Source organism: Sporolactobacillus sp. THM19-2, from assembly GCF_004153195.1.
Lineage (GTDB): Bacteria > Bacillota > Bacilli > Bacillales > Sporolactobacillaceae > Sporolactobacillus.
On the sequence record NZ_SEMC01000001.1, the window covers coordinates 78296 to 91215 of the forward strand.

Genomic DNA, 12920 nt, shown 5'->3' on the forward strand with positions numbered 1-12920 from the left:
AGAGTATATCAGCCGAATTTCAGCTAATTCAGCCGGTTTCAGAATATATCAGCCGCTTCTCGGCTAATTCAGCCAATCTCAGAATATATCAGCCGCATCTCGGCTTTTCAGCCGGTTTCAGAGTATATCAGCCGCATCTCGGCTAATTCAGCCAGTTTCAGAATATATCAGCAAAATCTCAGCTAATTCAGCCAATCTCCGAATAAATCAGCCGAATCTCAACTTTTTTCAGCCAATCTCAGAATATATCAGCCAAATCGATGGTGCAGGCTCATCCTGCCCCCCAACACGGCCTGTGCGCAGCAGAAGAATTCTACATCAGTGTACTTCTCACATCACGTGTGGCATTCTTTCCCCTGTTAAAAAAAATGACAATATATGAAACGGATTGTCTGATTATCCGTCCTGCCTTCGTTTTTTGGTATAAAATAGAGGTGATTTATCATTTTTCAAACAGAGTTGTCAGATAAAGTTACAGGAAAGGAGACAGACTGAAGTTTTTTTAAAAATAGTCATCAGGAGGGAATGTAAAAATGAAGAAGATTTATAAACGCATCGCTGCCGGTTTGATCTATCCTTTATTAGCCGTTATCATTTACGCCTTCTTCCAATTACTTGCATTGACCGGTTTCGGGGGATTCAAAGGTGTGGCGGACACATTCGGTTTCTTTCTTCCGTTTACCTTATCTGTCGGCCTTGCTGCAGGGATTTCCCGTGACAACAGCGGTGCTTCAGCACTTGCCGGCTGTGTCGGCTATCTGGTTTTCTGCGCTTCTCTGACCTCTATCATTCAGTCAAAACTCGTTTTTAACATGATCACACCGATTCAGATTGGGGGATCGACAGCTTCGACTCTCAGCTTCTTCTTCCTCTGTGCCTGTATTACCGGAATCACTGCCGGCTGGCTATATAACAAGTTTTATAACATTCACCTGCCTGAATGGCTCGCCTTTTTCGGAGGAAGACGTTTTGTTCCGATTATCACGAGTGTCTATGCCCTTTTTCTAGGGGCGTTTGTCGCACAGATTGTCCTGGCACATATGAACTAAAAAGGGGGGGAAAAGCCATGAGAGGTTTGGGTAGTCTGCAACGATTAGGTAAATCATTAATGCTGCCGATCGCAGTTCTTCCTGCGGCCGGTCTTCTGAACAGGCTGGGCGCAGGTGATGTCTGGAATATTCCGTTTATCAACGCCGGAGGGAATGCCCTGTTCAGTTACCTGGCTTTACTGTTTGCGATGGGTATTGCCATAGGTCTGTCTAAGGATGGAAGCGGATCTGCCGCAATCAGCGGAGCCATTGTGTATTTCATCCTGAATTTTGGCGCGACAGGTGTGGATAAAACGATTAACATGGGCGTCTTTGCCGGATTCATCGCCGGATTATTTACGCCGATCCTTTACAACAGATTATATGATAAATTTACAGGAAACCCCTATTTCAATGGGAGGCATGTGGCTATTCTGGTTAATGCAGTGGCTGCGATCCTGCTCGTCCTGCTTTTCGGTCTGATCTGGCCTTACATTCAGAACATCCTGGATAGCGTGAATGGCTGGATTACCTCAGCGGGTGCACTTGGTGCAGCTGTTTTTGGATTTGCCAACCGCATGTTGATCCCAACCGGTCTGCATCATGTTCTGAATACTTATCTGTGGTTTGGTTTCGGAACGTTCCATGAAGCGACGGGGGACATTAACCGCTTTTTCGCGGGTGACCCAAGTGCCGGAACGTACCAGGTCGGCTTCTTTCCGATCATGATGTTCGGGCTTCCCGGTGCTGCACTGGCAATGGTTCTGACCGCGAAAAAAGACAGACGGAAAGAGACTTTTGGCATGATGCTTTCCGTTGCGCTGACGGCGTTTCTGACCGGGATAACCGAACCCATCGAATTTTCATTCATGTTTCTCGCCTATCCTCTGTATGTGGTTCATGCTCTGCTCGCCGGTTTATCCGGCCTGATCACCAATCTGCTCGGAATTAAGCTGGGTTTCAGTTTCAGCGCCGGAGCAATCGACTTCATGCTGAATTTTACCCAGGGGACAAGAGCCTGGGAGCTGATTCCCATCGGGTTGGTCTTCTTCCTTATCTATTTTGTTATTTTCTATTGGGCAATTAAAAAATTTGATATTAAAACGCCCGGTCGTGGAGATGAAAGTTTATTCGCTTTTTCAGGCCCAGGTACGGTTAGTGATCAGGCAGAGATTGATTCAAAAAGAAACACGGTTCAGGACAAATACCAATTTATGGCTGAAAAAATCTTTGACGGCATTGGCGGGGACCGTAATCTTGATCAGATTGATTACTGTACTACCCGTCTGAGACTGAAACTGAACGATACCTCGCAGGTTGATGAACAGGCGATAAAACGTGCAGGAGTGCGTGGTGTCTTCAGAATTGATAAAAGAAATCTCCAGATTATCATCGGGACTGAGGTGGAATTTGTTGCGGATGCATTGAAAAAGATGATTGGCCGTCCATCGAATCCTGCCCATTCGAAAGAAGGCGGGAAAAGTCATCCTGAAAACGGGACGGAGCGAGTCTTTGCCCCTGCAACAGGTGAACTCGTACCATTGACAGACGTACCGGACCCGGTTTTCTCACAGGGCATGATGGGGCAGGGAATCGCCATCCGACCTGAAAATGGTATTTTTGTTGCACCGGCAGACGGTGAACTGGTTCAATTAGCTGAAACAAAACATGCTTTCGGTATACGGACGCGGCTTGGAGAAGAAATCCTTGTTCACATCGGGCTTGATACCGTGAACCTTAAGGGTGAAGGATTTCAGACATTTGTAAAAGCAGGCGATCATGTTTCTGTCGGACAGAGAATCATTAAAGGGGATCTGGACATCATCCGCAGCCAGGCAAAATCTGATCTGAGTATCATGGTCGTGACCAACAGTATGGATCACGCATTCACCATGGAATGGAAAAAGCCGGACAGAGCCGTTGCCGGAAAAACCCTGCTCTATCAGGCACGCCGGAAATAACTGATCCTCTCTGCCTCCAATTTAATAGGAGTCATCAATCAGGTCCTGATATCAATGATCGATATCAGGACCTGATTTTTCTCTTTTCCGCTTGTTGTCACTGATTGGGTGCTGTGCTATCATGCTAGTGAAAGCGATTTAATGAGTAAACGTTTACTATGCAAGGATGGAGGGATCCGGATGTTTGGAAAATTACAGACATTTAAGCAAAAAGGCAGTACCATTGATATCGAATTTGAAGATAAAATGGTCAGCATCGAGGTCATCACGCCATCAATTATTCGATTTTTTGCACCGTTTGCTGCAGAACGACGGCCTTCAAAGGCGATTGAAGATCTTCATCCACATCCCGGAGTTTTTACGGTCAGGCAGGAGGACGGCAAGGTAGTTCTTCAGACAGAGACGCTTATTGTTCAAATCTCGGACACTTTCAAGGTGGATATTTACGACCTGGAGGGTCACCTGCTCAGTGCCGATTACCGGGGTCATGGGACGGCTTTTATTCGCCGGGGATCTGGAGAGGGACTGGAACTTGCGGCTGAAGAAGGGCACAAAATGGAAAAAGAGTCGGACAGGTTTAAAATCCGCGTGAAAAAGCAACTGGGGAAGAACACATACTTTTATGGATTCGGCGAAAAAACAGGCCCTCTGAATAAAAAAGGATACCATTACAGGATGTGGAATACCGACGACGCCAGTCCGCACGTGGAACGTTTTGAAAAAATGTACAAATCGATCCCCTTTTTCATCACCTTAAAAGATAAACAGGCATTCGGTTATTTTTTCGATAACACCTATGAAACGGTCTTCGATCTTGGTAAGGAAAACAGTGACTATTATTCTTTTGGTGCTGTAGATGGTGACCTGAATTATTACTTTATTTTCGGACCGTCTGTCAAAAAGGTGGTCGGTAACTATACGTTTCTGACCGGAACGACGCCTCTCCCGCAGATGTGGACGCTCGGTTATCAGCAGAGCCGCTGGGCTTACACACCGGAGAGCAGGCTGCGGGAGGTTGCCGATACCTTTCGTAAAAAGGATATTCCATGTGATGTTCTGCATCTTGATATCGATTACATGGACGGGTATCGTGTGTTCACATGGGATAAGAAGAAATTTGAAGATCCGGCGAAAGCGCTGGCAGAGCTGAAAGCGCAGGGTTACAAAGTCGTGACGATCATTGATCCGGGCGTTAAAAAGGACAGGGGATACAGTGTTTACGATGAAGGAATGAAAAATGGATACTTTGCGACGGACAAAGATGGGATCCCCTATGTCAACCGCGTCTGGCCCGGTGATGCACTCTTTCCCGATTTTTCAAATAAGAAAGTCAGAGACTGGTGGGCGGCTAATCAGAAAATCATGACGGATACAGGGGTAGCGGGTATCTGGAATGACATGAATGAGCCGGCCAGTTTTAAGGGGCCTTTGCCGGACGATGTTGTTTTTCATAACGATGGAGTCGAAACGGATCACCGCGAAATTCACAATGTCTATGGACATTATATGTCTCAGGCGACCTACGAGGGACTGAAAAAGGCGACAGGCAAACGCCCCTTTGTCATCACCCGTGCCTGCTTTGCGGGAACGCAGAAATATGCAACCGTCTGGACAGGCGACAATCAGAGTATGTGGGAGCACTTGAGGATGTCTCTTCCGATGCTGATGAATCTCGGCCTGAGCGGTATTGCTTTCTGCGGGACCGATGTCGGTGGATTCGGATGGGACGGCTCGGCTGAACTGCTCTCCCGCTGGGTTCAGGTTGGTGCGTTCACGCCGCTGTTTCGTAACCACTCCAGCATTTTCACGCGTGATCAGGAACCCTGGGCGTTTGATGAACAGACGGAAGCGATCAACAGAAAATACATTAAACTGAGGTATCAGCTGATCCCGTATCTGTACGACATTCTGCACGACGAAGAATCAACCGGACTTCCTGTGATCCGGCCGCTCCTGCTGCACTATCAGAATGATCCGAAGACTTATGAGATTAATGATGAATTTCTGTGTGGAGAGAGTCTGCTTATTGCACCTGTTGTTGAACAGGGAGCAAAGGCACGCCTCGTTTACCTTCCGGAAGGGGACAGCTGGATCGATTACTGGACGAAGGAGAAATATGATGGGGGACAGTATATCACCAGGGAAACACCGCTCGACATCTGTCCGATTTACATTAAAGCAGGAAGCTTTATCCCGCTTTACCCGGTACAAAATTATATCGGTGAAAAGAAGATAGACCGGCTCACTCTGGATATCTATCTTCCGGATAAAGGGTCAGCTGCCACCTATACCCATTATCAGGATGACGGGGAAAGCTTCGACTACCGGAAAGGGGTATATAATCTCTATACATGGGAATTCAGTCGTGATGGCAGGGGGGTATCCATTAAACAGACTTTAGCGCATTCGGGATATGATCCGTCTTATCAGTCCATCACATTGATCCTGAATCAGACCTCACCTGAAAAGATTCTGGCGGACGGCGTTCCTGTACCCTTTGTGACGAACAACGGTAACACTTCATTTACTGTGGGAACAGATATCTCGAAGATCCGCGTAACATGTAAAGAATAAGGATGATCATATATAATTCAAAATAAACGATCGGCAGACATTGCCGCTTGATATCTGTCCGATTTACATCAAACCTTATTCAGGCTGATGCGAGTAGTGAAATGCTGTAAATCCGCCTGGACAGGGAGCAAGCAGGATATGCCAATACCTGTCAGTTTTATAGGTGGATGTCTCGGAAGTTCTTGTTGATAGCAAACCTGCTAACAAGTAGCAGGAAACGGAATAGAATTCCGGACAGGCGGTGCAACCGGACTGACTGAAAAAATTATAGAAAAATAAATTCGAGAATCATCATAATTCTTAAACCTTCAATTAACACTCAAAATTGAAGGTTTTTTAGTACATGATTTCGACAGGTTTATAATTTTCTAAAAAATGTATGTCATAAAACCTTACAATTACATAGACAAAATAAACGGAGAAAACTAAAATGTAGCTAATCATTGAAATAATATTTTACATATGCCAAATGAATCTGGCATAAAATATTATATTCTTAATGTTCAATTATGGATCCGTAAGACTTGAACATGACATCTTTTCAGGGGGGGGGACACATTCAATCGGGCGATCTACTAACGTACCGGGCTTTTAAAAAGAGAAGGAGGAAAGAAAAATTGAAGGTAATTAAACGGATTCCAATGTTCATGTTAATTGCACTACTGGCTTTTTCAATGACTGCGTGCGGTAATTCTTCATCCAACAATAATAATAACGCAAAATTCACAACAGTCTATTATTACCACCCGATTTCTCCCGGTGCACCTAAAAACCCATATAACGCAACGGGAAATTCATTCACGAGTTTTAATAAGATGCAGCTTGCCTGGGCCTCAGGATTGGCAACGGATCTGAATAAATTCTACCCAGGGCTGGCAAAGTCATGGAGTGAGAGCCCAGATGGAACCAAAGCTACCATTGAATTGCAGCCTAAGGCAAAATGGTCGAATGGCAAACCGGTAACTGCGGATGACGTGAAGACTTCAATGGCGATTGCATTTACTCAGGGAACGGCGCAGTCCTTCTCACTTGGAAGCGTGAAAGTTTTATCTGAGAAGAAGCTGGAGCTCTCCCAAGTACCTGGCGGAAAATATAAAATGTTCATGCACGATGCGCTGCAGCAAACAGTGGTGCCTGATTTCCAGTATCGCAAATTACTGCCGAAGGATATCTGGACCATCATTGAAAAGTCCCAATATACAGGTGACGATAAAGCCAAAACGGCTACAGCTAAAACGGCACAGGAACAGTTGACGAAATTAGGGAAGAGTATCACCAAGTTCGCACCAAAAACTGACATTTCAGCCGGACCATTCGTACTAAAACGTCTGAATCCCGGTGAAGCTTTCTTAGTAAAAAATAAATATTTCTATGCGGCAGATAAGGTCAAAGTTGGCAGTGTTTCCCTTCGCAACTATACCGGCAACCAGCAGATTTGGAACTATTTGATTGCCGGACAGCTGGATGCGACCCCATTTACTTCAATGCCGAAAAACATCTTGAATAGTGCGTTGAAGAAAAAAGGTAATCAGAAGGTTGTCACACCAACTTATGTCGCTGCAGCCCTGGCGTTTGACCAGAAATTCTATCCATATGGTAATGTCAACGTACGAAAAGCACTGGCTTATGTCATTGACCGGGAGGCTGTCCAGAAAGTTGCTGAACCGGTTGTCGGTACGCCGTCAAAATATACAGACGGTATCACAGACAGCGCAGCGTCGGACTGGGTCGATGAATCCACACGGTCGAAGATGGACACTTATGATGTGAATCTGGACAAAGCTACTTCACTTTTGGAAAAAGAGGGTTTTAAAAAGCAAAATGGCAAATGGATCCTGCCAAATGGCAAGCCCTGGTCAATGGATATTCACGTGGTCAACGGCTTCAGTGACTGGATTCAGGGCGGCAAAGTCATCGCCAGTCAGCTGACCAAATTCGGTATTGATGCGAAGCCGACGATTGTAAGCAGCTTTGCACAGTATCAGTCGGACATGGCAGCTCAAAAATACGCTGTTGGCTTCTGGCTCGATTCTCTGAGTGCCAATATGTATACGGCATTTGCCAGAATTTATGGTACGCCTGATGGTTATAACGTGGTAAACAGTAAGCTTGCTTATTACAGTCAAAAAGATAAGACGAAGGGCAACTGGATCGGGCTTCCGGAAAAACTCAAGATCTCAACAGGTGAAACGATCAATCCCGGTGAGTTGACTTATGAGATGAACCAGATGAAGCCTGAGAATCAGAAGGATCATGTACAGAAGCTCGCACTGGTAACGAATGAATATGTCCCAATGATTGAAATCTGGGATTACACGCATGTTCAGTTTGTTAACACGGATCGATTCACCAACTTCCCTGTCAAAGATGAAGGGCTAATGAACAATATGCCAGGCGTTTGGATGTCGTTAGGTTATGTCACACCTAAAACTTCAAAATAAAAAAAGAGGGTCACAACCGGATGAATGTTATAAGGAGTAGAAACACAGGGGGGTGCAGCATTTTATGAAAGATTTTTTAATCCGCCTTGTATGGCGGATTTTTTCTGGCATTCTAATGGTTCTTGCCGTTGCCTCGCTGACATTTTTCCTCGTCCGTTTGATGCCGGGTAACCCGGTGGATGCGCAGTATAATCAGCTGATTATGCAAGGAATGACGCCCGTTCAGGCAGAGAATCAGGTGAAAGTCATGTACGGTTTTATTCCTGATGAACCGCTGGATGAACAATTTATTCATTATATTTGGAACCTGTTGCATTTTGATTTTGGGCAATCCATCTCGTATGAAGGGATCGGTGTAGCCCACATTATCGCGAACGCGGCGCCCTATACATTGATTTTAGTGTTTATCGGTTTGATCACAAGTTTTCTGATTGGTGTGCTCGCCGGGGTCATTGCGGCAATAAAGCGTTCATCACCACTCGGGACTTCCTTAACTGTTTCTGGATCTTTACTGCATGGTGTTCCACAGTTTGTCATGGGGCTACTGCTGGCTTTCTTATTTACAACCTTGTGGCCAATTCTGCCATTTGGCGCGCCTTATGATTCATCAATTGATCCTGGCTTCAATGGGCCGTTTATTTCATCGCTAGTCAGTCATGCGGTCCTTCCTGTGGTCACATATGCCCTGTCAAGTTACGGAGGCTGGTTATTAACGATGAAATCCAGTGTTATCACGGTACTCGGGGATGATTTTATCCTGGCATCCGAAATCAGAGGACTGAAATCTTCAACAAGAATTGGCTATATCGCTCACAACGCGATCCTGCCGCTGTTCACTTTATTTACGCTGTCTATCGGCTTTATGTTTGGAGGCTCTATCTTTATTGAGAACATCTTTGATTATCCAGGCCTGGGTAATTTGCTGCTCAAAGCAATTGATGTTCGAGATTATCCATTAATGAGCGGGGCTTTTCTGCTAATCACGATAGCTGTTATTATTTCAAACATTGTCACAGATTTTCTTTATTCCATTGTTGATCCCCGGATTAGGAGGTAGGTTAGTATGACCACAACGGGAACAATTAAATCTCTCAAACCATTTAAACCCAAACCTTACAAGGGGCAATCTTTCTGGAAGGCCGCATGGAAGTCAATTACACGGAAGACGAGCCGTATGGTGGGCTTTATCATTATTGTCATGTTTACTTTGATGGCGATTGTTGGCCCTTACTTGTACCCGCCTCATCTTCCCAGTGATCCGAATGCAATTTATGCGCCAATAAGCTGGAAGTATCCGCTCGGCACGGACTTTGAAGGAACAAGTAATCTTGCATTAATCGTAACAGGTGCTCGTTATGTGCTGCTCGCTGCTGCGTTTGGCGCGCTGTTTACAGTCCTTTTCGGCACTGTGCTGGGATTGATCTCCGGTTATTTTATTGGCTGGTCTGATTCCATCATCATGCGTATTACTGATTTCTTTTTGACAGTTCCCACTTTTCCGCTTCTCGTCGTTTTGTCTACAGTTTGGAATTTCGGCCATCCTCTGGCAATGGGGTTCATTCTTGGTATTACCGGCTGGGGTGGTATGTGCCGGGCGGTCCGGTCACAGACTTTGTCCCTGCGCGAAAGGGGCTTTGTTGAAGCAGCAAGGGGTCTTGGGCTGTCTTCCTTCTATATTCTGTTCAGGGAGATTCTCCCGAATGTCAGCTCTTATATTGGTATGAACCTTCTGACATCGATTACGGGTTGTATATACGCGGAAGTCGGCTTGTTTTTCCTTGGTGTTGTACCCTTCCACGTGAACAACTGGGGCGTTATGCTGAATATGGCCGTATTCTCAGCTGGAGCCATGTCCAGTCCCGGCGCTCTGCCGTATTTACTTTCTCCTCTTCTTGCCCTGTTGCTTCTGACACTTGGCATTGTCCTATTCCTGGACGCAGTTGATGAAATGTTCAATCCACGGTTAAGAGAGGATGCATGACATGGCAAAAAGCTCAATAGCGAATGTCAAAAATGTTAATGAAGAAAACGGGGCGGATATTGCAATCAAAGCTAGACAGATTAACGTGGTTTATTCGACGCCAACTGGTGATATTCCGGCCGTCCGCAATGTTGATCTGGACCTGCCGAAAGGAAGTATTACGGGGATAATCGGTGAATCCGGATCGGGCAAGTCAACCCTGATTATGGCCATCATGAATGCTGTGACAAAGCCAGGGAAAATTCTGAGCGGTTCGGTTATTTTGAACGGCCGGGTAGATATGCTGAAACTGAGTACTGAACAACAGAGAAATATCAGGGGTAATGAAATCGGCTTTGTTTTCCAGGCTGCGCAAAATTCATTAAATCCGCTTCGACGAGTCGGTCAGCAAATTCTTGATCTTGGGCGATCCCATGATGTGAAGGATCTGAGAGGCCTGATTAAATATGCAAAAGAGCTATTAACACGTCTGGGTTTGGACGCAGACCGGGTACTTGCTTCCTATCAGCACGAACTTTCGGGCGGCATGAGGCAACGGGTAGGCATTATGTTTGCCCTTGTCCTTAAGGCTGATATCGTGTTTCTGGATGAGTCAACGACGGCGCTGGACATGTTGTCGCAAGCCTCTGTTCTTGAAATTATTCGAGAGCTTCAGAAAGAGAAACATTTGACGATAGCCCTGGTGTCTCATGATATAGGCGTCGTCGCGGATCTGTCGGAAAGAATTGAGATTTTTTACGCAGGTGAAATTGTTGAGGAAGGTGAGACACGAAAGATTCTTGCCGATCCGCAGCATCCCTATACCCGTGGGCTGATCCGCGCGATTCCGAGAATTTCCGGTAATATTGACGCTGCTGAGCCTTTAAAAGGCTCACCGCCGGACTTTAAGACCTACCAACAACCCGGATGTCTTTTCTATGACCGATGCCCGATTCGAACAGACTCATGTCTGAAGGAAAGACCAAAGCTCGTCAATATAGAAGATTCTCATAAAGTCGCTTGTTTTAGGGTGGGTGTTCATGATAGAGATTAAGAATTTGGAAAAAGTTTTCCATATCAAAGCAAAATTTTCAGATAAAAAGACCGTACACGCTGTTCGAAAAGTGAATCTGATTATCCCTGATGGTGGAGCAATTTCTTTGATCGGAGAATCCGGCTGTGGGAAAACGACTATTGGGCGCATGCTCTGCGGGCTGGAAAAGCCAACAGCAGGATCAATTATAATCAATGGTCAGGATATCTCAAAATTAAGACGCGGAGCACGGTCAAAGCTTCTACAGAAAATCCAGTTGATTCAACAGGATCCTTATCAGGCGCTGAATCCAACCCACACGATTTATCAAATGATGTCGGCTACGTTAAAAAAGGTGGCTAAAGAAAAGAAAAAGGGGCGGGACTGGGTCCGCTGGAGAATGGATGAATTGCTGAATCTTGTCGGTCTGGATCCGTCCACCATCCTGTTTAAATACCCACATATGCTTTCAGGTGGTCAGCGGCAACGTGTGATTATTGCAAGAGCGCTGACCGTTGAGCCTGAAATCCTGGTTGCCGATGAAATCGTGTCAATGATTGATGTGTCGCTGCGTCTTGGTATTTTGAAACTTTTGCGCAATCTCAGAGAACAATTTAATATTTCCATTCTATTTATTACGCATGATGTAGCATCAGCCCGTTACCTTGGGGAAAATACGAAGCTATACGTCGTTTACAAAGGTATGATTATTGAAAGGGGCCACACTGAGCGCGTTATCCGGCAGCCGCGTCACCCGTATACCCAGGCACTCCTGAGTGCAATGCCAATTCTGAAAGGGATTGAGAGGGCCGGGAGTGACCGTTTCGTTCTGACTTCGCAATTCAGGCAAAGTGTTCAGGAGCCGGCCGGATGTCTTTTCGCCGATCGATGCCCGTTCAGTCAACCTGTCTGCCGGGATAAGCGTCCGGAGTTGACTGCTGAAGGCGAAGGGGCAAGCGCATGCTTCTTCCCGAAAGTTCGTAAGGTCGCGGCAGTTGCGGTCAATCAAGGTGTTTAAAAAAATTGGCATGAGCTGAACGTAAGATAAGGTGATGACATGTTAAAAGGCGGTTTAGCCAGACTCAGACAATCCTATCCGGCATTAAATCCATCTGAACAAAAGGCGGCAAAATTCACACTGGATCATCCTGAACAAATGCTTCAGATGACCGTTAGTGAGCTGGCAGAGGCAAGTGGATCCAGCCAGTCGGCAATTATTCGTCTATGCAAAACGCTCCGAATGAAAGGATATCAGGAGCTGAAGCTGTGCGTGGCCGGAGATCTGAAGGATTCTTCGTCGACTGGCGATGAATATAAAGAGATCAACCCAAACAGTGATCTTCCTACGGTCGTTGCATCAGTCTCAAACAACACGATCTTTTCGATTAATGAAACCCTGAAAGTGCTCGATATTCAGAAGCTGCAGCAGGCCATAGATTTGATCGAAAGGGCACATCGAATCGACTTTTTCGGAACGGGGGCGTCACAGCTGGTTGCCTGCGACGCGCAGGTGAAGTTTATGCGTATCAATAAGGCTTGTACTGCCTACGCCGATAATCATTTGCAGCTGACGTCGGCGGTCACCTTAACGAGCGGTGATGTTGCCGTTGCTTTCTCCAACTCCGGAGAAACCTACCAGACGATCGAATGCATCAAAGCTGCTAAGCAGTCAGGCGCGAAAACGATCGGGATTACCCGATACGGGAATAATACGCTTGGTCAACTTGTCGATTTTCAAATTGGGATTGTGTCGACGGAATCGGATGTCCGAAGCGCGGCGACCACTTCGCGAATCGTTCAACTTAATCTGGTTGATATTATCTATCTGGCGGTAGCGGGCTATCAATACGAATCGTCGCTGAAATATTTGAATCGGTCGCTGGATGCAATTAAAAATAGTTTTCGAGTGAAGTGACAGGAGCA

The 12920-nt window shown here is 45.9% G+C and carries 9 protein-coding genes; all 9 read left to right on the plus strand.

The window, feature by feature from the left end; translation table 11 throughout:
* Nucleotides 1-533 precede the first annotated feature (533 nt).
* The 9 genes from EWH91_RS00325 (at nt 534) to EWH91_RS00365 (ending at nt 12912) form a co-directional block, all read left to right on the plus strand.
* Complete coding sequence (locus tag EWH91_RS00325) at nt 534-1049, plus strand: PTS transporter subunit EIIC (protein WP_129927991.1); 516 nt, start codon at nt 534-536, stop codon at nt 1047-1049.
* Between the two features lie 17 nt (nt 1050-1066).
* On the plus strand, nt 1067-2989 hold the full coding sequence (locus tag EWH91_RS00330) for a glucose PTS transporter subunit IIA (protein ID WP_129927992.1): 1923 nt from the start codon (nt 1067-1069) through the stop codon (nt 2987-2989).
* Between the two features lie 180 nt (nt 2990-3169).
* Nucleotides 3170-5563: a glycoside hydrolase family 31 protein gene (locus EWH91_RS00335; protein WP_129927993.1), complete on the plus strand. Its 2394-nt coding sequence runs from the start codon at nt 3170-3172 to the stop codon at nt 5561-5563.
* A gap of 617 nt (nt 5564-6180) precedes the next feature.
* Entirely contained in the window at nt 6181-8004 is a 1824-nt protein-coding gene (locus tag EWH91_RS00340) for an ABC transporter substrate-binding protein (protein ID WP_165364196.1), read from the plus strand.
* Between the two features lie 64 nt (nt 8005-8068).
* Complete coding sequence (locus EWH91_RS00345) at nt 8069-9061, plus strand: ABC transporter permease (RefSeq protein WP_129927995.1); 993 nt, start codon at nt 8069-8071, stop codon at nt 9059-9061.
* Between the two features lie 6 nt (nt 9062-9067).
* Entirely contained in the window at nt 9068-9985 is a 918-nt protein-coding gene (locus tag EWH91_RS00350) for an ABC transporter permease (protein ID WP_129927996.1), read from the plus strand.
* Nucleotide 9986: 1 nt separating this feature from the next.
* Nucleotides 9987-11018, plus strand: coding sequence for an ABC transporter ATP-binding protein (locus EWH91_RS00355; protein WP_129927997.1), 1032 nt, complete (start codon nt 9987-9989; stop codon nt 11016-11018).
* Nucleotides 11005-12015: an ABC transporter ATP-binding protein gene (locus EWH91_RS00360; RefSeq protein WP_129927998.1), complete on the plus strand. Its 1011-nt coding sequence runs from the start codon at nt 11005-11007 to the stop codon at nt 12013-12015. The genes EWH91_RS00355 and EWH91_RS00360 overlap by 14 nt, the downstream gene beginning before the upstream one ends.
* A 39-nt stretch (nt 12016-12054) precedes the next feature.
* Nucleotides 12055-12912: a MurR/RpiR family transcriptional regulator gene (locus EWH91_RS00365; protein ID WP_129927999.1), complete on the plus strand. Its 858-nt coding sequence runs from the start codon at nt 12055-12057 to the stop codon at nt 12910-12912.
* The last annotated feature ends 8 nt before the right edge of the window (nt 12913-12920 follow it).

What these genes read in the sequence shown, in the direction of transcription:
- EWH91_RS00360 (WP_129927998.1), top strand. Translation starts at nt 11,005, where the DNA reads ATGATAGAGATTAAGAATTTGGAAAAAGTTTTCCATATCAAAGCAAAA.
- EWH91_RS00330 (WP_129927992.1), top strand. Translation starts at nt 1,067, where the DNA reads ATGAGAGGTTTGGGTAGTCTGCAACGATTAGGTAAATCATTAATGCTG.
- EWH91_RS00365 (WP_129927999.1), top strand. Translation starts at nt 12,055, where the DNA reads ATGTTAAAAGGCGGTTTAGCCAGACTCAGACAATCCTATCCGGCATTA.
- EWH91_RS00350 (WP_129927996.1), top strand. Translation starts at nt 9,068, where the DNA reads ATGACCACAACGGGAACAATTAAATCTCTCAAACCATTTAAACCCAAA.
- EWH91_RS00355 (WP_129927997.1), top strand. Translation starts at nt 9,987, where the DNA reads ATGGCAAAAAGCTCAATAGCGAATGTCAAAAATGTTAATGAAGAAAAC.
- EWH91_RS00335 (WP_129927993.1), top strand. Translation starts at nt 3,170, where the DNA reads ATGTTTGGAAAATTACAGACATTTAAGCAAAAAGGCAGTACCATTGAT.
- EWH91_RS00345 (WP_129927995.1), top strand. Translation starts at nt 8,069, where the DNA reads ATGAAAGATTTTTTAATCCGCCTTGTATGGCGGATTTTTTCTGGCATT.
- EWH91_RS00325 (WP_129927991.1), top strand. Translation starts at nt 534, where the DNA reads ATGAAGAAGATTTATAAACGCATCGCTGCCGGTTTGATCTATCCTTTA.